The sequence below is a fragment of the Roseinatronobacter sp. NSM genome (assembly GCF_052379845.1).
Classification (GTDB): domain Bacteria; phylum Pseudomonadota; class Alphaproteobacteria; order Rhodobacterales; family Rhodobacteraceae; genus Roseinatronobacter.
Genome location: NZ_JBQTCF010000024.1, coordinates 35,693 through 56,861 on the forward strand (window position 1 = coordinate 35,693; position 21,169 = coordinate 56,861).

A 21,169-nucleotide genomic window follows, 5' to 3' on the forward strand; every position below is an offset into this window, starting at 1 on the left:
CAGTGCAAGGAAACCAAGGGCTTTTACAACAGCGTGGCCACAGAGAGAGCCCTTGCATTCGTTTATAAACGGTCGTTTATTGGCCGTATCCGTAACTGCAAAAGGCAGGATTTGATGCCGTTGATAGGCTACGCGCGTGTTTCCACCGAGGATCAGACCCCCCTGCCCCAGTCGCAGGCCCTGAAATCAGCGGGCTGTGTCGAAATTCATGAAGAACAAGCCTCGGGCGGTGATCGCGCGCGGCCGGTACTGGCGCGGGTACTGGAACGCGTTGGCAAGGGCGACACGCTGGTGGTTGTGCGTATCGACCGGCTGGCCCGGTCGCTGTCGCATTTGCTGGAGGTCATTGAACGACTGGAAGCCAAGGGCGCGTTCTTTCGGTCAATCCAGGATCCGATCGACACGGGATCCCCACAGGGCAAGTTCACGTTGCAAGTGCTGGGCGCGGCGGCTGAGTTCGAACGCGCCCTGATCCGGGAACGCACAAAAGCCGGGCTTGCCAGCGCACGAACCAAAGGCCGGGTTGGCGGCAATCCGGGCCTGCGCGCACGTGATCCGGCAGCGCTGCGCAAGGTGCGACTTGCACGACAGGACGGCTACATGGAACGCCTGAACGAAACCGCGCAGGACTGGGTGCCGCATGTGCGCCGCTTGCGCCCCGATCTGGCTTGGGAAGACGTGGTCCGCATTATCAACGGCCCCCTGCCCGAGGCCCGGCGCTGGACGCAAAGCCGTCTACTGCGCGCTGTGAACGCCTATGTCCGCGATGGGTTCCTCCCCGCGACGGTGCTTGATCGCGCTGGCCCGCGTGCGCGAGATGATCGCCTCCCCGCCATCGTGGCGGGCATCAAGGGCGCGGATCCCGACATTACGCTTCAGGCTATCTGCGGCCGCTTGGAAAACATGCGTGAGCGCACACCCCGCGGGCGGACAAGCTGGCAGCCTTCTTCGGTGAAGATGCTGTTGGAGCGGGCGAAGCGGCTTGGGATGCTATGAGGGAATCGGGCTCGATTCGGGTTGGCCTGAGGACCGCAGGAGGGCCAAGCATATCTTGTGTATCAGGGGTAGGAGGTGTCATACATAATGCGATCAACCCCTGCATGATGAGCTGAGCGAGAGAAAGTAAAACATCAAAAAAGCACCAGAAGCACTTGATATCTTGAGGATTTATCGCCGTCAGAAAATACCGGCTCCGACGCGATACCAGCCCTACGTCAGGTTTTGCTGGAAAAACCCCCTGATCCTGTTGTATAGGATATGAAAATGAAAATCCCAAAAAGGGACGTGGGGCATGAGCATCAAGGGTTCGCGACGGTTTCAGGGCCTGTCGTCACGGCTGACTAAGCGGCTTCAGGAGCATACGGAGGAGAGCTTCCCACCGGATGCGAAGAAGACGCTGCGGCGTTTCGCGATGCGCGAAGTCGCGGATCTGCTCCGGATCAATCAGAACACCTTCCGGCATTATATATCCAGCATGTCCGACCGGCTCCCGACAGGGGAATTGGACAAAAGCAACCGTAGGTATTTCGCTGCGGAGGAGATGATCGAGATACAGCGGATACTCTTTGATGAGGGGAAGCTGGATGATGCGCTCCGCCCCCGGCGAAGGGAGGGGGAGCGCTGTCAGGTCATCACATGCTTTAATCTAAAGGGGGGCTCAAGTAAGACAAGCTCCGTGGTGCATCTCGGCTCCTTGATGGGGCTGAGGGGTTACCGGGTGCTCTTGGTCGACTTGGATAGCCAGGCAAGCCTGACCAACATGTTCGGGGTCACCCCGGAACTGGACCCGGATATGCTCAGCTCATACGACTTGATCCGATATAAGGACCCAGTCCCGGTGCGTCAGGTCATCCGGAAGACCTATTACCCCACGATCGACCTGATCCCGGCCTCCATGAACATAATGGAGTTCGAGTTTGAGACCGCTCTCTCCTTCCGAAATCCCGGGGACTCCGGGGGGTTTCATCGCCGTATCGCGGACGCGCTCGACCCGGTCCGGGACGATTACGACCTGATCCTGTTCGACACCCCACCGCAGCTGAGTTTTGCAGTGATCTCCGCCCTCTTCGCCTCAAACGGAGTCCTCATCCCGCTTAACGCCTCCATGCTGGACGTGATGTCGCTGGCGACCTTTCTCAGCATGGCCTCAAACCTCATGGAGGTGGTGGAGCGACACGCCCCGGATCACGGGTTCGACTTCGTCAAGATGCTCATCACCCGGTATGAGGGGACTGACCAACCGCAGGTCCAAATGGCTAGTTTCCTCCGGACCGTCACCGGAAATTCGGTCATGGCCGCTGAGTTCGTCAAGTCCACCGCAATCGGGGACGCGGCAAACACGAAACAGTCCGTGTTCGAGGTGGAGCCCCGGGAGGTCAACAAGAAGACCTACGACCGGGTGATCGAATCTGTCTACCGGATAGCGGATGAGATTGAGCAAGAAATGCACCGGTCGTGGGGGCGGATCGATGGGTCGTAAGGTTTTCGGGAAATCCCTTGAGCGGGCCATGGACGAGGATCTGGATGATCTGGACAGCGAAGAAGCGCCTTCTCCGTCACAGCAAGGTCCAACCGTATCGCGGGCAATTGAGGCGCTGCGAGATGAGGACCGGCACAGCACCCGCATGATCAGCCCCTCGCTGATCCACATGTCCCAGATCATGGATCGCTTGGACCCGTCCGAGGATCTGGACGGGCTTATCGCCTCAATCCAAGAGGAGGGCCAGAAGGTCCCAATCCTGGTCCGGAGGCTCCCAGACGGGGATCTTGAGGTGGTATACGGCCGCAGGCGTCTCCTCGCCTGCCGGGCGCTTGGAAGGGACGTCCGAGCCACTGTAATGGAGATGACGGATGAGGAGTCCGTCATCGCGCAAGGGGTGGAGAATAACGAACGCCTCGACACCAGTTTCATCGAGCGGGCCCTCTTCGTCTCCCGTATCCTCGACGCTGGCTTCAAGGCTGTGGTGGTAACCCGGGCGACGGGGATTGATAAAACCAGCATCTCCCTCATGAAAGGCATCGTCGAGGGGATCCCGGAGGAATTGATCCAACATATCGGCCCCGCGCATGGGGCCGGGCGACGCCAGTGGGATCAGCTGCGGTCAAACCTGAAGGACCAGAGGGAAGCTGATATATCGGGGGTCATCGCTGGAATACCTCGGGACCGCCCGAGCCCGGAGCGGCTCGCGGAGGCGATCAGGCTCACTCAGGCCGAACCTAGGCCACAAGTGGAACCTCCCTCCCCGCCTGGCATAACCACGAAGGTTACCGGTTCCCGTCTTACCATCTCAGCCGGGTCGAAAAAGGATCGAGCCTTCCTGAAACACCTAGAAACCCGGCTTCCGGAGTTACTCGAGGAATGGAGGAAATCATGATTAGCATTTAAAATCAGCGGCTTACGAGAGTTACCCCAAGTGTTTGCCGCGGCAAACTTTCAACCCGAACATGGAGGCGGACCGAGCAAAAACGAAAAGACCCCCCGAAAGCGGTGCTTCCGAAGGGCCTTCGATTAGTCTTGACACCTGATTGATACCCCAACGGATACGTAAATTCAACACCGATCTCGGTGAACGATCTCGTTTTGCCGTCTGAAATCATCAATGAGACACAAGAATCCGGCGACGCTTTATCGCGTCGCAACCGGGGTCATGCCCTGTGACCAAAAGGACACCCCCGGCTTCGCCCCCACCCTGCGCGGGGAGATCCTGCCTGCACTACGGGTGGTTCGTCGACAGCTGGGCCTATCGACAGGAAACTTGTTGGTCCTGAGCGCCCTCCTGAGTCACCTGCCCTGCCGGGACCCGAAGACCGGCACAGAGCGCCCTATAACCCCGGATATGATGCTGGTGGTATTTGCCGGCAACCGCGCCCTGTGTGACAGGGCTAACGGGATGGATGAGCGCGTCCTGCGTCGGCATATAGGACGGCTGACCGAAACGGGCCTAGTGGTGCGGCGCTCCTCCGCATCAGGGAAGAGATTCCCTTTAAAACGTAAGGGAACGATCGTGGACGCCTTCGGCATAGACCTCAGCCCACTCCTCCAACGCATGGGAGAACTTCGCGAGATGGCGGAGCGAGAGAAGGAACTTCGGGAGGAGGTCAGAAACCTCAGGGCCCGCGCCTTGGCAATCCGGGCACACCTAGCAACGCAGGCTGTGTCCCTCGATGAGCGGGAAAGGCTTGAGGGTATCCGTAGGGCCCTGAGACGCACCGGGATGACCCCACAGGATCTCAGGAATGTCATAGCGGAGCTGGAGGCAGCGCCGGACGCAACGGTAGGCCTTGCTGATACGGAGCAGCTTCCCGCGGCAAACGAGGCCAACCACGACCCGAAAAACTCCGACTTATCAAACCAGCACCGTAAACCGGTCATGCATCCGATGACCCCGAAAATGTCCGCCTCGGACGGTCAAAATGTCCGCCTCGAAGAGTCCCTAAACATTGAAGATAAAAAAAAGAATAATCTTGATCCTGAGCAAGCATGGGAAAGGTGCGAAGAGCTAAGATCATTCTACCCAGACATCGACCCTACCCCAGAGGGAGTCGTCAAAGTTATTTATGATTTTGGAAGAATGTTGAATGTGAATGAGCGCACCCTCATCAAAGCTTGTTGCTCAATGGGAGTTGGGAGGATGCTACGGGCCATGGATTACCTAGCAAAGAACGCTCCTCGCATAGCCCGACCTGAACGGTACCTAGACCGCATGATACGCGATGTAGAAGCAGGGGTGAGTGTCGGATGGGCGTAACCGCGCGGTTTCCCTGCGCGAAGTTTGCCGCGGCAAACAAAACCATGGTTCGAGCCTCCGGTGTCTCAGATAGATCAAGGAGAATCATTTCCGAACGCAATAAAAGGTGTGGGGTCACTAAAAATCTAGAGGAAGAGAAGGGCTGTGGAGGGTTTGACGGGAAGTGAGATCGGGAGAGTGGCTTCCGGCGCCCGTTATGGAGATGATCTGATGGCGAAATCTGCTATGAGAATTACCCTGTCCACATCCAAGGACATCCCTTTCGACAAGCTCATGCTCAGCCAGTTCAATGTGCGGTGCATCAAGGCCGGTGTGTCTGTCGAGGAACTGGCCGAGGATATCGCACGGCGCGGTCTGTTGCAGGGCTTGAGCGTGCGGGCGGTGCTGAATGATGATGGCACTGAGACCGGCATGTATGAAATCCCCGCGGGCGGTCGGCGGTTTCAGGCGCTGGCTTTGCTGGTGAAGCAGAAGCGTCTGGCCAGGACAGCCCCCATTCCCTGCATCCTGCGTGAGGCTGGGTCTGACATTCTGGCGGAAGACGATTCACTGGCCGAGAATATGCAGCGCGTCGCTTTGCATCCGCTTGATCAGTTCCGGGCGTTCGTGGCTTTGCACGAGAAAGGTCAGGGTGATGAAGCGATTGCCGCCGCCTTCTTTGTGACGCCGCAAGTGGTGAAGCAGCGGCTGAAGCTGGCAGCTGTGGCCCCTGCCCTTCTGGATGTCTATGCCGAAGATGGCATGACGCTTGAGCAGCTCATGGCCTTCACTGTCAATCCGGATCACGACCGCCAGATGCAGGTCTGGGACGTGATCTCATCCTCGTGGAACAAGGAGCCATTTCAGATCCGGCGGATGCTGACGGAAACCTCGGTCCGCGCCTCGGATCGGCGTGCCGTGTTTGTCGGGGCTGAGGCTTATGAAGCCGCAGGCGGCACGGTTCTGCGCGATCTGTTTCAGGGCGATGATGGCGGCTGGCTCGAAGATGTCGCACTGCTCGATCGTCTTGTCGCGGATCGGTTGCAGACTGAGGCGGAAGCAATCGCTAACGAGGGCTGGAAGTGGATCGAGGTCGCGCTCGACCTGCCCTATGGCTACAGCCACGGGCTGCGGCGGTTGTCCGGTGATCCTGCGCCAATGAGCGATGAGGAGATTGCGTCCCATGCAGCGCTGCTGGCTGAGTACCGCGCGCTCGAGGATGAGTATGCCGGTCAGGATGAAATCCCCGAAGAGGTTGATGCCAGGCTAGGGGAACTCGAGCAAGCCATGGAAGCGATCGAGGCGCGGCCGCTGATCTTCGATCCGGACGAGGTCACGCGGGCAGGGGCCTTTGTGACCCTTGACCGTTCGGGAGAGCTGTCAGTTTACCGCGGGTATGTCCGACCCGAGGATGAGCCGCGCGCAGAGGCCGCGGTCCAGGACGGCAGCGAGACTGGCGCTGCGCAGATGGGGCAGGGGGGTGATACTGGATTCTCGTACCCGGATCATCATGGCAATGATGCCGGTGCCCATGTCGGGACCATCATCACATCGGGCGGGCAGCTGCTCGGGGCTGGTCTGCCGGAGGACGAGGATGATGGTGCTTTGAAGCCTCTGCCCGAGCGGCTGGTTCAGGAACTGACTGCACATCGCACCTTAGCTCTGCGCGAGGCCCTTGGCCGGTCTCCCGATGTCGCGCTGACACTGCTCCTGATGAAGCTGGTGGGCGACACTTTCCACAGCGCGGGGGCGGCGTCTGGCGGCTGTCTTGAAGCCTCGGTCCGGCAAGTCTATTTGCCTGCGCAAGCACCTGATCTGAAAGACAGCGTGGTGGCGCTTGCCGTCGATGATCGGCATGCGGCCTGGGAAGCCGATCTGCCGCTGCACGATGAGGCTGCGCTCTGGGATTATCTGTCCGTGCTCAATCAGGGCAGCCGCTTGTCGTTGCTGGCCCATTGCCTCAGCTTCGGCGTCAATGCCCTCCATGAAAAGGTCAACCCGTATGGTGCAGGCATATCGGCCTCTGGTCTGACGCGGCGCATGGCGCAGGCAGACAGGTTGGCCCAGGCTGTCGATCTCGACATGGTCGCGGCAGGCTGGGAGCCCACGGTCGGCACCTATCTCAACCGCGTGCCCAAAGCGCGCATTCTGGAAGCCGTGCGCGAAGCGAAAGGCGAGGAGACAGCCCAGCTTCTGGGTCACCTCAAGAAGGGCGAAATGGCGACCGAGGCCGAGCGGCTGCTCAAAGGATCCGGCTGGTTGCCCGAGGTTCTGCGCCGCGCTGATCTGGCAGCGCTGGAGGGCGAAGAGGTCGCGGAAGGGCAGGGGGCCGATATCGGCTCTGAGGCCTTGGAAAGTGTCAGTGATGCTGACCTTCCGGCTTTCCTGACCGATGATCTGCCGCCTGCGGCTGAGGCCATGATGGCTGCGGAATAGGCAAAGCCACCCGAGGGCGGGGAACCCGCCCTCACTTCCTATTAATCGTAATAATATCAACAGGATGCGGTGCATTGCACGCATTCGGGATGAGGAATCATGTCTGCAACAACCATTCTCAACGCAGCCCCCTTGGGGGCGCTGATCCGCTATACCGACCATACCCCCAAACCACCTGCACGCTTCACGCGCAAGCTTGCGGCCTGGCAGCGCTCCAACGGTGTCGGGCGTTTGGTCAAGAAAGAGCCGCCCCGCGTCTACGCGACCTGGACTGCGCCAGCGAGTTTCACACTGCATGAGGGAAATTTCGCTTCGGACGGGGTGATCCTCGTCACCATCATGCGTAGCCATTCGGCTGAGAGCCAGCTTACATTCGAAGTGTCCGAGGAACCGAAGCCGGGGCAGGTGCGTGTGCTCCTGGATTTCGGTGGCAACACGGAACTGCTGCATCTGGCGGAATCTGTCGCTGCCGCCGAGCTGTGGATCGCCAAGGAAGGCTATAGCAATGCCCGCCTCGAGATTGTCAGCGAGGACAGCGATGGGGCAGGGGGCGTGGATCGCGCCGCTTGAGGCGTTCACAAAACCCGAGGGGTCCGCAGGTGCGGGCCTCTCCCACAAGATAACCTGTCGCAATGGCTCACTGGCAAAGGCGCGCCAGAGGCGCCATCCCCAAGGAAGACATCCGCAACCATATAGGGTCAGCAAGGCAGGCGAAAACCCATGCATCTTCGGGACAAGAGGCTCCTGCCGTCAAGGCCCCATCCCCCGCTCGCCATGCCCTTCCTTGGCCCAAATCCTGGCATCGAGATCAACCCGCAAGGGGTCGGACTACGGGCAAGCCCGTGCCGCCGGGTGGATTCGGGCAAGCCGAACGCACCCGGTGATGTCAGCCAGTCTTTGGTCCTGCGGGGTCCTGTCGCGCGGGGGATGGTCCCTCGCCTCCAAAGACAGGAGCCAAAAAGATGTCCCGCAAAGATGCATACGCCTTCGCCTCTTCCCTCGCCGCCACGCTGATGGTCTCGATCGTCGTCTTCCAGGCAGGGGATGGCACCTATGGCGCGGTCCCCGCCGATGACATCGACGGCGACGAAGTCGCTCTCGTGGCTGAGATCGACCCGTGGGAGTAATCCCCACGGGTTTTGCGAAAGCCCCGGGCATGGCGCATGGCGCCCCCGGGCCCATCGCCGTCCCCCGCGAAAGCGCGGGCGAGACATAAGGGGCCAATGTGATTGGCCTGCGATCCATGCGCCGACTTGAACGCCGCGCGTCGACAAAACAGACCGCGCCGTTTCGGATGCGCTTCAAAAGCGGTCAGTCGATCTAATCGCGCGCGGCTTGTTGCAGCGACTCGAGCTGGGATGCGCGATCCGCCCACGCCCAGCTGGGCCGACGACGTGCCCGGCCCAAAGCTGCCTCCAAAAAATGAAGTCCGATGCTGCGACGCAGCTTCCCCAAAGCAGACCTTCAATGATGGCTCAATGCTCGGGCTCGTTGAGGAAACGATAATGGTTCCGGTCACCGCCGAAGTCTAATGACAGTTCTTACGACAGCAGACCGACATACCCAAAATGCACTAGTGTTAGACTTATTTTACGGATTCCCATTTTCTTCAAATAGGTTACAAGTAAGATAGTCCTGCTTGCTTTTGGGGTAATTTACTCGTTTTCTTACACGACAATGCAACGGTGAAGCAGATTTCAATGAACACGGCGTCTCAAACACTGCTTCTTGGGAAAAGAGATGCAGTACGCATTCTCTTTCTGATCGCAAAGGCCGGAGAACCTGTAAACCGGAACGCACCAGCAGACACGGTCCTCGTCGTCCATGCAGAGAAGCGCATGCAAGCTTTGGATTTCTGGATGCGCAACCCGGATTATTTGGCGCACGAACTTTTGGATCAGTTCGAACAGTATCCAAACGACAAAGATCTTCTGAAAGCTGCCGAACAGGTTATGTCAGGCGATGAGCCTGACATCCGAAGGCTAGCGATGCAAAGATTTTTGTTTGGGGCTTGGGAAGCGCTCGATGATGCTGTTGCAACACTGGTGCTTCCAGGTCTCGTCGAAATGCACCGCAAGTTTTCCGGTGACGGGAAGAAAATTCAGCAAACCAGCTATTATCTAACCGAACGCGGTGCGCAGAAAGTCGCGGAACTCGAGGTCATTGATCCACTCGACTGGTATGCGAGACGCGCTGAGCTGGTCGCAAGGGCGGCAGGTGAGCGCAACGGCCATCAGTTGAAGACAAGCCAATACAAAGTCGCTGAGTACAATGATGCAAAGCACGGCACGTTGATTGCGCCTATCGGCGATGAAGTCGCCAGCCGCATGAAAATGCTGAAGGAGAAGGTATGAACAAAACCGCTGCTCCCAAGAATAAGGAAGTGCCATTCAATAAAGCGGTGGTCGCCCGAAGTGAGAGACCAACCAAACTTGTGAACCAAGTGCTCTCGAAATACCGCATTGAGGCGGTTGGTGCAGCGCCAACTGCCCGGCCTTTGCGCGTCGCAAAAGTGTCGTTTGCCGGCAAAAAAACAATTCATGGCGAAACATCAGAATTCAGCTTTGATTGGGACATAAACGGCAATGGCGTCTGGGGCATCATGGCCGATGAAAACCTAGCAGGGAAATCGTCTATTTTGCAGGTGATTTTGTGGGCGCTGCGTGGTCGCCCCAAAAGCCTCACCGAAACCGTGGAACAGTGGATCGAAAAAGTTGACGTTGGTTTTGTCGTCGACGGACGCCCGATGCAAGTGAAGTTCGATGTGGTGGACGAACAACCGATCGGCCTAATTTCATTTGGAGAGCCATCGAAATCGCCAATCGTCAAAAACTTTGCCGACACGGACGAATTCCAGGATTCCATGCAGGAGATCATGCTGTCAGCACTCGGCCTTGAGCCTATCCCGACAAGCCAGGTGGCAGGCGGCAGGATCGTCGCTTATGATGACGGCTGGGCCGCATATACGGGTGCATTCCTGACTGACGCTGACAGCGACGCAATTATCGGCGAACAGACGGGCGGTGATCTGATCCAGAGGCTTCTTCAGGTCTATATTGGAATTCCGTGGGTCAAGACCTTCTTCCAAGCGCGTACGCAAGCCAGACTACTGGAAGCAGACACCGCCTCAAGACGCAGAAAACTGGCCGGGCTCGGAGGCAAGTCGCTCGAAGATCTGGAAGCTGATTTGGCCAAGGTCAAAGAAAAGATCGCCGATGAGGGGGCACGCAGCCTTGCTTCGCAGCGTTTGAATGATGCGCGGCTTGAGCGTGATGCACTGACAAAACGCATCAGCGAAATGAACCGATCCTATGGTCAGGCCAAGGATACCGTCGAACTGAGCCATCAATCGAGAGTAAAAGCAGAACAGCTCGTCAACGCCATCAAAGAAGAGAATGCTGCTTCGCAGTTTTTCGGATCGTTGAAGCCGCATTCTTGCCCTCGGTGCAGCTCATCTATTGACGAGAGCCAAATCAAAAAAGAGCAGACTGATCATGCTTGTTCAGTGTGCAGCAAACCTGTTGAACAACCAGATCCTGCCGAGGTTACGGCCCAGCTGAGGCAGGCGGAAGAGCGATTGACGCTTGCCCGCAACACGGAAAAGGACGCCACGAAATTTGTAAACAAGCTTGAGCGAAACATGGCTTTAGCGCGTGATGAGCTTGAGGTTGTCGGGCAGACAATGAACGAGCTTGCCGCGACCGGGACGGCTGCGGATGCTGGCTTGCTCCAGACGGAAAAAGATCGGCTGCAGGGGATGATTGAAGCTGCCCGTGCGATTTTTGAATCTGTTGACGACAACACCGACGAGCTGGCGATCGTAAAAGCTGCATCAGACGAAGCAAACCAGCGTGTTCAAACGGCTGCGATATCAGTGATGAAGGAGATTTCTAGCGAGGTGACTCGGATCTCGCAAACACTTGGCATGAAAGATGTCGAAAGTGTCACACTTAAGCGGAATGCACATGTAGAGATTATAAAAGGTGGCAGTCTGTCGAAATGGAAGGACCTGTCGCCAGGAGAGCGGCTGAGACTGCGGATTGCTACGGTCATTGCCCTTTCGCGTGGCTCTCAAAAGATGGGTATGGGTCGCCACCCGGGACTATTACTCATCGACTCGCCAGGACGGGAAGAAATGCAACCCGACGATCTGAAGCAAACAATCAATGAATTGATCGGACTGACCGCAGAATATCCTGATACCCAGATGTTCATAGCCATGACAGGCAAGCCGTCTGATCTGAGCGGCGTCGCAAGTGACCGCATTGTTCATGCAGCCAAGGGCCAGAAGCTTTGGTGATGTATCGCTCACTCACGATCTGGTATGGTAGATTGGGTCTCAGAAATGGTTGATCTGGAAACGAGGGTTGCTGAACTCACGCAACGGAACGAGATAGTGACCCTCTCCGCTCTGGGTGGGTCTAATGCAATTCGAGAATCAGAAGGCTATTTGTCGCCTGTTTTTGGGATTGTGGCAGGTGCGGTTGCAACCCACTGGGATGATGTCGACGACGCTGAACCGATGATTGCGTTTTTGGCTAAGGGCTTCCAGCACAACAAAGATCGACTGGCCCTTCGGGAGAGTATTGAAGCTGTCCACGGACTGCCCAAGGAGACCTACAGGTCGTTTGTGATGGCGTTGGACGCCCGCACCAGGGACCCGGATGAGCATCCTATTTTGAAAGCGGAGGCCATGAGTGGGCTGATGCGTTTCGCACTTTGCGATCAACGCTGGACAGCAACCGCTTGTGCCGGACTGCAGGCCTATGAATTTGGGTCAGACCCGCTCGCCGATCCGCTTGTGTGTCGGCTCACTTCGGTCGCCTATGAGCACTTGGCTTATGAAGAAGCGCTGGTCCTCTTGGAAAGCTTCGTTGAGCACCAATCAAGCCGGGCGCAAGCAAATCTTGAGAGAGGGCTTGTCCAGATTTCCATCGCGCTTGAACGCGCGACTGTGGAGGAGATTTCCGAAGAGCTGTCGGTTGCGGCGAGTTGGCTAGAGGCCTCGGTGCGGGCTGATCCAGAGCGACGCGACAGCAGCATCTATTGCTTGCTTGTTCGCTCACTCTTGAGCCTGACGGATAAGGCCGCTGCCGCATTTCCAGAGACCGTGCAACAATTGCGGGAAGAAGCTTTTGTCAGCGAGTTATGGGATCGGCCAGCCCCAGGCATGGAATGGCTGTTTCCACCATCTTACGCGCCTGCGGCCTGGGTGCCGATGGTCGACAAGTTAAGTCATTTGGCAGGGCGACTAAGCGAACCGAGTTGGTTGGATGCATCCGTCGTTTTGGAGGAGCTGTTTCAAGTCTATTCGATCAACCGCGCGGTGCGACCGGGCGCGCCGGACATAGGGGAGTTTATCAGACCGGCAATTGAAGCTGCGTTTCTGCGAGAACGTGGATTGATGGGGCATCTTGATCAGTGGCTATCGAAGGGTAAATTCGGTGGTCTATCCGAAACAGACGCAAAACAGCTTCGATACAATCTGCAACCCGCAATCAATGAGGAGGGACCGCCGGAAAAGCTCTGAGGGATGGAGCTTTCGGCCCAAGGTCCGTCCCTGAAAAAAAATACTTGGCTGGCCTTTCTGCTACCGGTGCCAGACTGGTGGAAGTGGAAGCGGGCCAATTCTGGTTTCGGGCAGATTTTTCTGCAGTGGAAAAGCGGATATTGGACACGGCCTTGGATGCGCTTGAAGGTGCCGCGGATTATGGCGGCGAAGTCAAGCAGAGGATGGATCATTTGATCTTTCTGCTGATCCGTTTTGTTTCTGACCGCATAGATGGCCAGAGCAAAAGGTTCGGATATCTGGCAAGGATAAAAGAAGCGGACAAGGTGCCGTTGGAGGACGAGCTGCAGGAAGATCTGTACGACTACCTGAATTCCATTTTGGTCTGTGATCTGGAGCGAATTGACATCAGTTCAGGCCGAACAGACATTTACATCCCCTGCAATGGATTTCGACTGATCATCGAATTGAAGAGACTGGCCGCAGCCTGGACCGAGGCCGCCATCGCACCACTTCTTCGGCAGACAACGGCGTATCATCAAACTGACATTCGCCTTGGTGTGCTCGGCATTCTCGACCTCTCGGATCGACCTGCTGGTGTTCCACATCTTGATCAGTGCATCTATGTCCAAAAACGCGAAGTTTCCGGAGAACCAAATCGCACTGCTGTGGTTATGCGTGTGCCTGGAAATGCCCGAACACCGTCGGATTCGAAGACTTAGAGATTTTCACTAAACGACGTTTGAAAGTTCATCGCTAACCCACGACAAACAGGTTTTGATGTGCATCGGTACTGACATGTGTTTCTGCACCTGAATTATGGATGCGGAATTTCAAGGCGCTGCAATAATACATGCCTTCTTTCGCCCGCGCGATCTTCCCCTTCAAAAAAGATGCTGTTCGCCTGAAGTAAGCTCAGTCCCAAATCCATCAGTATCGACAACAAACACTGCATCATCAACGTCGGTTAGAGGAGGGGCTCGGCGCTGTCTCAGCATCTTTGAATGACTGCTTTCGGTGATCTCGATCCAGTCACATGCATCTGCAGCGAATGTCTCCTTCCCTGAAGGTTTTTCGATGTGGGCCGCGGCACGACATTGGCGGCCAAGAGCTGGCGGCCCACGTTGACAAACCTCGGAAGGAGGAAGCCGCGGGGGTCTTGGATCGACCTATGGGGAAAGTGCGCGGATGGTTGGGGCGACGGCTGTGTCAGGCGTTCGGCTGAAGGTTCGCATCACGGCTGAGCTGGTCACTGAAGCGGTCGAACATGCTGGTATCGCCTTGCATACTGCCGTGCCTGCCGTCGGTTTTGGCGCTGAGGAGCGATAAGCGCATATGGCCTGAGCCGGGTCTGCGGGGTGCAGCCGGTGGCGTTTTCTGGCATCTGACAGGCGGTGTGTCATGCGGCCTGCTCCCGTGGTGGTGCGCGCGACATTGGTATTTGTCCGCGGCGGAAGATCTCGATGATGCGCATGGGGCCGCCGCAACAGGGGCACGGTTCGCGCAGGGTGAGTGGGATGATCTCGGCGTCGGGTCCTGATGCGGCAGCCTGTTCGGGGCGCTGGACGCAGAGCAAGGTGCGGATCTTTGTGATGTTGGCCTTGCGGGTCGCACTGGCCAGAAGGCCGTAGTGCCGAATGCGATGGAAGCCGTCGGGTAGCACATGGATCAGAAATCGGCGGATGAACTCAGGCGTGGCCAGCCGCATGACCTTTTGCCGGTCGCCAGATTTGATGCGGTAATCTTTCCAGCGGAAAGCGACGGTCTGGGCATCGGCGCTGACCAGGCGCGCATTCGAGATGGCGACGCGGTGGGTATAGCGGCTTAGGTAGGCCAGCACGGCTTCGGGGCCGCCGAAAGGCGGCTTGGCATAGACCACCCATTCGGATTTGTGGAATGGGGCGAGCCAGTTAGCGAACGCCTTTGCTTCTGACAAATTCGAAAAATCGCCGAAGAAGGCCAGCTGGCCTGCGCGGTGCAAACCCATCAGCCCGTCCAGAAACAGGCGTCGGAACAACCGCGACAGAACCCGCACATGCAGGAAGAACCCGGGGCGGCAGGTGACCCAGTTCGCGCCATCGGGCGACAGGCCGCCGCCGGGCACGATCATATGGATGTGTGGATGATGGGTCAGCGCCGAACCCCAGGTGTGCAGCACGCTGGTCATGCCGACTCGCGCGCCCATACGCTTGGGGTCTGCTGCGATGGTCATGACCGTTTCCGCAGACGCCCGGAACAGCAGGCCATAGACTGCCTTCTTGTTCCAATAGGCGATCTGCGCAATCTCCGCTGGCATCGTGAAGACGACGTGGAAATATTCCACCGGCAACAGATCCTCAGCGCGCGCCTCCATCCAGTCGCGCGCCGCAGGCCCCTGGCACTTGGGGCAGTGCCTGTTTTTGCATGAGTTGTAGCTGACATGATGATGGCCACACTTGGCGCACCCCGCCACATGCCCGCCGAGCGCTTCGGTCCGGCAGGCTTCAATCGCTGACATCACCTTCAACTGGGACAGGCTGACATGCCCCGCATTGGCCTGCCGCCACGCAGGACCATGGGCGCGGAAGATATCAGCGATCTCCAGCTTGAGCCGTGGCACCGGCTCTTGGCGCTATTCCAACCCTCGTCGCAAGGTCTCGTCTTGCAACAGTTTCATCTGCTCGAAAGGACTGACGGTGCTGCGGATGGTCTTTGTCGCCACATGTGCATACCGCGCAGTGGTCGTCAGCTTGGAGTGGCCAAGCAACACTTGGATCACGCGCACGTCCGTGTTGGCTTCCAGCAGATGTGTGGCGAAGCTGTGCCGCAATGTGTGCAGCGTTGCAGCCTTCTGGATACCTGCCATGTGTTTGGCCGAGGTGAAGGCCCGGTTCAGTTGTCGGGGCGACAGCGGGCTGATCTTTGGCTTGCCGGGGAACAACCACCCCTCGGGGCGGGACTCGCGCCAATAGTCGCGCAACAGATCCAGCAGGCTCGGCGACAGCATCGCTTTGCGATCCCGACCGCCCTTGCCATCATCGACATGGATCAGCATCCGATCGCTGTCGATATCCTTGACCTTGAGGTTGCAAACTTCGGATGCTCGCAGTCCGGCTCCGTAACTGATACCAAGAGCTGCGCGATATTTGAGCCCGGGACCGGGCACGGCGGCCATCAAATCAGCCACCTCCTCGACACTCAGGACAATCGGCAATTTGCGCGGCTTGCGATGAAACTGCATGAAGCGCTTCACCTCATCGCGTCCACAGGTGATGCCGAAAAAGAACCGCAGGGAAATGATGCGCACGTTGAAGGTGCTGGCCGACACGCCGTCCTGTGTCATCTTGAGCTGATAGGCGCGCAGATCTTCAGGGGTGGCTGTATCAGGCGGCCGCCCGAGGAATGACGCGAAATGCTTCATATTCCGGATGTGCGCTTTTTGCGTCTTCTCGCACAGCCCGCGAATATCCATGTCTTCGATCATCCGCTGACGCAGCGGGGTGGTCTTCTCCTCCTTCATTGGAACCTCCTGTCTGACGGTGGGAAAGACCCCAATCGTCAGCCCAGAAGGGCCTGCCACAAAGAAAAACCATAGACTAGGTGCCGACGCCGCGGTCAGGCGCCAATGCCGCGGAGCGGCTTAGTCCTACCGCCCTCCACGTCGGTCTTGAGCCGGATCTCTGCGCAAGACCTGCATCCCATTGAGACTGGTGGCGCTCGGTAGCTGCGCCACGCCTGAGCGGCTGCTTTGGTGAAACATGGCAATAGGGAAGGCTGTCGCGGGCATCAACCGATGGCCATGTCCTCTGCGGTTTTGCCCGCCTCCAAAGCATCGACGAACCACTGCGGTTTGCGCCCCCGGCCGGACTAGGTGAGTGCCGGGTTCTCAGGGTGGCGGTATTTCGCAGGGGCGGGCGCACGAGCGGTTTTCGTTTCTTTGCCCATGAGTTCGGCCAGCGAATAGCCCATCTCCCTGGCGAAGGCTTCGACCTTGGCGCGGATCTCTGCCTTTTGCGGTTCCTCATAGGTCGTGATCGCCTTGGCGATGTCGTTCGTGCAATTTGCGCAGTTCCGTGAGCGACAGCGCCTCGAGGTCGAAATCAGCCATGCGATGCTTTCCGTGTCCTGAATGATCCCGCAAGGTAGCCTGTATCGGCAGGATCCCGCATCTCCCTGACGGCTGGGGCGCGGGGGCGGTTGGGCATGATCGGTATCGACCGCCAGTGCAGGGCCGGGCTTGGGTTCTGACAGGCCATGTTTGCCGGATGACAGGGTCTGGCATTGGCTTCCCCGTGTCGCTCTGTCTGCTGGCCCATCCCTTCGACTGACAATCCCCTAATCCCGTTCGGGTTCCTGCGCGCAACCCCGCATCAGACCGGGCCGTGTTGGCCGCCTGTGGCGTCCTGCCCGCGCCACCCCGGTCCTCTGGAGGTTTCCGGTGTCCGTTCCGTCCACCGTGCACGCGTCACCCGACGGGCTTTTTCAGGGTCTTGTCGAAGGGACGGTCCCGAAGACAGGACACAGAAGGAAGCTACCCATGCAAAACATCGTCATCCTCGCCGGCAACATCGGTCAGAAACCCGAAACCCGCACCACCCAGGGCGGCACCAACATCACCAACTTCAGCCTCGCCACCTCCCGCCCCCGCCTCTCGGAAGGTCGCGTGCTGCGCGACGAGAACGGCTACCGGGTCATGGACACCGAATGGCACCGCATCACCTGCTTCAACGGTCTCGGCAAGACGGTCGCGGAGCACTGCGAAAAGGGCATGAAGGTTCTCGTCCATGGCCGCATCCACTACACGAAATGGACCGACGCCGCGGGCAATGACCGCTACGGCTGCGAGATCATCGCCGAGAAGGTCGATTTCCTCAGCCGTCCGAAGTCGGCCGAGAGTGAAAACCCCGAACTGGTCGATCGCGACGACGAGATCCCGTTCTAAGGAACGGGGTCTCCCCCCCCTCGGGCCCGGCGGGGCAACCCGCCGGGTTCGCTACATCGCCGCAAGGCCCTTTGCGAATGGTTGAAAGATGTTGTTCAGGCCGAATCGAACGTGAGTTGCTGAAGTCAGAACGGAACATCCTCTGCATCGTTCTTGGCTGTCGCACCAAGAATTTCAGCATGATCAACAATGAAACGCGCGCGTTCGTATAGCTCATCAAATGTAAGAATCTCAGGTTGACGAAGATTACGACGGAATCCTTCGAAAGCTTGATAGCGAGCGGAGTTGATCCCATTCGCCGTTTGGAACTGCCCAAGACTTCCCACAACGAGGAATGACCTAGGCTGGACCGACATCAGTTCCTCACCCGTTGGATTCCCTTGATCGTCGGTGAAGCGATGATGCGTGTCGAGTGCGTCCGCAGCAGCGCGCAGCGACTCTTGGCATTGTGCGACGGCGCCGCTAAGTTCTGTTGATGGCGCCCAAGTTCCAGAGCGGTATTGGCTTGCCCTCAGAAGCTCGGTGGAGCTTTTCTTAATTTCGACCAGGCAAAGTGCGCTCACGGCGGCGCGGCTCTTCATGATACCATCAGGAATTTTGCCGGGTGCAACAAGACTGGACCCGCGGATCGTCTGTTGCAACCTGCGGCCATCGAGTCCTGTGGTGAAGATGTAGCTAAGTCCATAGCCAAATATCCACTGGTTTCGCTCGAAGAATTTTTGCCATTCGTCCTCACCGAGCTCGAAACCACGATCAAGCATCTGAGCGAACGCGCCCAACTGATCACGGCGATAAGCGAGCGCCACGACGTCCTCGGTGGTGATCCGGCTGCGCGCAAACTCGGTCACAAGTTCGGGACGGTCCTCAAGTAGCTTGATCGCGGCGGCGTCAGGCATGGAAACAAGACGCAAATCGGTCTCGTTAGGGCTGAACTTGGCCGGTCCCGGAATCTCCAAGAGACGAATACTGTCAAGAAAATCAATTAGCCTTGAAATCTGCTCGCCATAGAGAACAACCTGTTCTCCAATAGGATTTCCGCTCTTGGTGCTCCACTTCTGGATATGGAGATGCGTTATACCTCGACCATCTTCAATGAAGCGGGCCTTGATCTGCTGTATTCCCGTAGTCGTCTCGTGGAGAACAATTTCGTCACCGTTTTTGACAAGCTCTTTCAACGGGCCAGCCTCCAATCGCTTCCAAGCGTTTCGGTATATTGTGCTCTTGCCCGGAAAGTTAAAGCTTTTGGATATGTAAAGTCTGTGCGGAAGCCGATTCTGGGCATGCTCGAACTCCTCAAACTCTACTTCCCGCATAAGCTGTTCCAAATATGGTTTCGTTTATGGCAGCCGAGTGCCAATGTTTTCCCTAAGTACAATATATTCATCTCTCTGTTTTTGCCAGTGATGGCGCAAATATTACCCCACATCTGAACGTCGGCGCCGTCGGCTTCGTTCAGCATTGCTGCCGATTATGCCAAGATTTCGAGAGTCAGAGAAGGGCTGGTTGCTTTCGCGACGGGTTAAGGGCTGGGAGAGTGGCTTCCAGCGCCTGTCACGGAGGAATACCGATGGGTGTTGTGGAAGTTCTGGATCCGGTCGCGCCAGCGCGGGCTGGTGGCTGGAAGGTGGATGTGAGCCGGGGTGAGCGGAACGGGCGGGTGTCGTCCGAATGGTTCAATCGGCCTGATGACGAGCGGTATCTGTCGCTCGACGATCTCTGGGCCAATGTGAAGGGCCGGTCCGAGCGCAGCCGCAGTCGGGTGGTGCAGACGGCGGACATTCGCGTCGAGGCCGCGCGCGATAACCCCGAGCGGTTGCATCTGATGCTGCCGAAGGCGCAAGAACCAGTCGCGCCCACGCATTGGTCGTTTGGCCAGCTGGCCAGCATCGTCGGCGCCCCGGCGTCGTATCTGCGGCAACTGCCCGCACCCTTGGCCGGGATCAATCTGCAATACGGCCTCACCAACCACCGCGCCGAGCAGGTCAAAACCTTCGAGACGGAAGACGGCCGCACGGAACTGCGCGCCGTGACCGGCCCTGACTATGGGCGCATCCATGACTTCGAGCTGGTCGAGGCTGTGCAGCGCATCGCGGGCAATGGCACCGGCGACACGCGCTGGAAGGTGCCGGGCGTGCTCGACTGGTCGACCGGGGTCTACAACCCCGATGTCGAGATCAGCCGCGACACGACCACGCTCTATGCCTCGGACCGCGATGTCTTTCTGTTCCTGGTCGATGATCGCAACCCGATCGAGGCGGGCAAGCTGCCCGATGGCTCCCCCGATCTCTACTTCCGGGGCTTCTATTGCTGGAACTCCGAGGTGGGGGCAAAAACCCTCGGCATGGCGAGCTTCTACCTGCGGGCCGTGTGTCAAAACAGGAATCTGTGGGGCGTCGAAGATTTTCAGGAGATCAGGATTCGTCATTCGAAATACGCCGCCTCGCGCTTTGCCCATGAGGCCGCCCCGGCGCTGACGCGCTTCGCCAATTCCTCGCCGCAGGGCTTTGTGAACGGCATCAAGGCTGCGCGGCAGCAGATCGTAGCGCGTACGGATGAAGACCGCGCAGATTTCCTTCGCAAGCGCGGCTTCTCGAAGGCTGAGTCCGGCAAGATCATCGAGAAGGTGCTGATGGAAGAGGGCCGCCCGCCTGAAAGCATCTTTGACTTCGTGCAGGGGATCACGCGGCTTGCGCGTGACAAGACCCAGCAGGATGCCCGCCTTGACATGGAGGGGCGTGCCAAGAAGCTGCTCGACCGGGTCGGCTGAAGTTGGGTGGGGCGCCTCACTGGCGCCCCATACTCGGTCAAATATCGTGGATCACGATGTTGAAGCCTTCGCTTGGCGATGGCATTTCGAAGTACGTTGAGAATTGGCGAAACTGTTCTTCTGTCACCGCAAACGGATGATCGCCCTTCGCATTCCTTCGGCGCAACCTGTCCAGACATACTTCATCTGGCACATTCAGAACATGAAGTTTGTGAGCAGCGGAGGTTGCCTCAATTATGGTGCGCAGCCAGTCGCGCTGAGTGGCCGTATTCGCAGCAAAGTCAAATACAACCGAAGTACCTGCGTTCAAGAGTGACGACACGTGAGCCCCCATTACTTTGCGCAGCTTCGCTGAACAACGCACATAGCCTGAAAGCGATGACATCTCGTTTTGGAAGAGGGCTTTCAACCATTCATCTTCCGCTATGATGACTGTGCTATCCGCGCGACCAAGTTGGGTCGCAAGTGTAGATTTTCCGGCAGCTATTTTCCCGCACAGCAAATGCAGAGTTGGAGATGTCTGAGGCATTGTTGATAACCTTGTTTGATGCGCAACACGCATATGATGTTCAGAGATCGACCACCCGGCCCGACTGTCAGGCCGGGACTGTAATTCGCTTGTGCAGCCAAGTGGGCGTTATCTGAAATAAGGTTTTCATATCGGACACCTGCCATACGCCGAAAGCGCTGTCCATACTGACAACCCGCATACTTTCTGGGGGTGCCCAGAGATTCATGTTCTGCGCATCTGAAGTACCACTCCAGTTTTCCGATAGCCGCTGTCCCCTTCGAGTTAGAGGGCGGCGGTT

The 21,169-nt window shown here is 57.9% G+C and carries 17 protein-coding genes and 1 pseudogene; 13 read left to right on the plus strand and 5 right to left on the minus strand.

Features of this window, described 5'->3' with window-relative positions; translation table 11 throughout:
• Positions 1–114: 114 nt before the first annotated feature.
• From ACTZWY_RS13520 to ACTZWY_RS13570, 11 genes are all read left to right on the plus strand, one after another.
• Entirely contained in the window at positions 115–996 is an 882-nt protein-coding gene (locus ACTZWY_RS13520) for a recombinase family protein (RefSeq protein WP_444791233.1), read from the plus strand.
• Positions 997–1,291: 295 nt separating this feature from the next.
• Entirely contained in the window at positions 1,292–2,479 is a 1,188-nt protein-coding gene (repA, locus tag ACTZWY_RS13525; RefSeq protein ID WP_444791234.1) for a plasmid partitioning protein RepA, read from the plus strand.
• Positions 2,480–2,507: 28 nt separating this feature from the next.
• Positions 2,508–3,374, plus strand: a complete 867-nt coding sequence (repB, locus tag ACTZWY_RS13530) for a plasmid partitioning protein RepB (RefSeq protein WP_444791235.1) — start codon at positions 2,508–2,510, stop codon at positions 3,372–3,374.
• A 273-nt stretch (positions 3,375–3,647) separates the two neighbouring features.
• Positions 3,648–4,748: a helix-turn-helix domain-containing protein gene (locus ACTZWY_RS13535; protein WP_444791264.1), complete on the plus strand. Its 1,101-nt coding sequence runs from the start codon at positions 3,648–3,650 to the stop codon at positions 4,746–4,748.
• Positions 4,749–4,958: 210 nt separating this feature from the next.
• A complete protein-coding gene (locus tag ACTZWY_RS13540; protein ID WP_444791236.1) occupies positions 4,959–7,163 on the plus strand; it encodes a ParB/RepB/Spo0J family partition protein in 2,205 nt (734 codons plus the stop codon).
• A 99-nt stretch (positions 7,164–7,262) separates the two neighbouring features.
• Entirely contained in the window at positions 7,263–7,733 is a 471-nt protein-coding gene (locus ACTZWY_RS13545) for a hypothetical protein (protein WP_444791237.1), read from the plus strand.
• Between the two features lie 392 nt (positions 7,734–8,125).
• Entirely contained in the window at positions 8,126–8,290 is a 165-nt protein-coding gene (locus ACTZWY_RS13550) for a hypothetical protein (protein ID WP_444791238.1), read from the plus strand.
• A 573-nt stretch (positions 8,291–8,863) separates the two neighbouring features.
• Positions 8,864–9,517: a hypothetical protein gene (locus tag ACTZWY_RS13555; RefSeq protein WP_444791239.1), complete on the plus strand. Its 654-nt coding sequence runs from the start codon at positions 8,864–8,866 to the stop codon at positions 9,515–9,517.
• Positions 9,514–11,463 (plus strand): hypothetical protein, encoded by a 1,950-nt coding sequence (locus ACTZWY_RS13560; protein ID WP_444791240.1) that lies wholly within the window; start codon positions 9,514–9,516, stop codon positions 11,461–11,463. Before ACTZWY_RS13555 ends, ACTZWY_RS13560 begins: the two co-directional genes overlap by 4 nt.
• 45 nt (positions 11,464–11,508) lie before the next feature.
• The gene (locus ACTZWY_RS13565) at positions 11,509–12,693 is read left to right on the plus strand and encodes a hypothetical protein (protein ID WP_444791241.1); all 1,185 of its coding nucleotides are present in this window, start codon (positions 11,509–11,511) and stop codon (positions 12,691–12,693) included.
• Between the two features lie 44 nt (positions 12,694–12,737).
• A complete protein-coding gene (locus tag ACTZWY_RS13570) occupies positions 12,738–13,394 on the plus strand; it encodes a hypothetical protein (protein ID WP_444791242.1) in 657 nt (218 codons plus the stop codon).
• Positions 13,395–14,071: 677 nt separating this feature from the next.
• On the opposite strand, the gene ACTZWY_RS13575 is transcribed toward ACTZWY_RS13570, so the two are convergent.
• The 3 genes and pseudogenes from ACTZWY_RS13575 to ACTZWY_RS13585 form a co-directional block, all read right to left on the minus strand.
• A complete protein-coding gene (locus ACTZWY_RS13575; protein WP_444791243.1) occupies positions 14,072–15,271 on the minus strand; it encodes an IS91 family transposase in 1,200 nt (399 codons plus the stop codon).
• Between the two features lie 12 nt (positions 15,272–15,283).
• On the minus strand, positions 15,284–16,171 hold the full coding sequence (locus tag ACTZWY_RS13580) for a tyrosine-type recombinase/integrase (RefSeq protein ID WP_444791244.1): 888 nt from the start codon (positions 16,169–16,171) through the stop codon (positions 15,284–15,286).
• A 266-nt stretch (positions 16,172–16,437) separates the two neighbouring features.
• Positions 16,438–16,485, minus strand: a pseudogene (locus tag ACTZWY_RS13585) (hypothetical protein); the annotation flags it as partial.
• A gap of 703 nt (positions 16,486–17,188) precedes the next feature.
• On the opposite strand from ACTZWY_RS13585, the gene ACTZWY_RS13590 reads away from it, so the two are divergent.
• Entirely contained in the window at positions 17,189–17,593 is a 405-nt protein-coding gene (locus ACTZWY_RS13590; protein WP_228657204.1) for a single-stranded DNA-binding protein, read from the plus strand.
• Positions 17,594–17,718: 125 nt separating this feature from the next.
• Here ACTZWY_RS13590 and ACTZWY_RS13595 read toward each other — a convergent pair whose 3' ends face one another.
• Complete coding sequence (locus tag ACTZWY_RS13595; protein WP_444791245.1) at positions 17,719–18,768, minus strand: Shedu immune nuclease family protein; 1,050 nt, start codon at positions 18,766–18,768, stop codon at positions 17,719–17,721.
• Positions 18,769–19,160: 392 nt separating this feature from the next.
• Here ACTZWY_RS13595 and ACTZWY_RS13600 point away from each other — a divergent pair, with 392 nt between their 5' ends.
• Positions 19,161–20,360 (plus strand): DUF932 domain-containing protein, encoded by a 1,200-nt coding sequence (locus ACTZWY_RS13600; protein ID WP_444791246.1) that lies wholly within the window; start codon positions 19,161–19,163, stop codon positions 20,358–20,360.
• Between the two features lie 37 nt (positions 20,361–20,397).
• Here ACTZWY_RS13600 and ACTZWY_RS13605 read toward each other — a convergent pair whose 3' ends face one another.
• Positions 20,398–20,889 (minus strand): AAA family ATPase, encoded by a 492-nt coding sequence (locus tag ACTZWY_RS13605; protein ID WP_444791247.1) that lies wholly within the window; start codon positions 20,887–20,889, stop codon positions 20,398–20,400.
• Between the last annotated feature and the right edge of the window lie 280 nt (positions 20,890–21,169).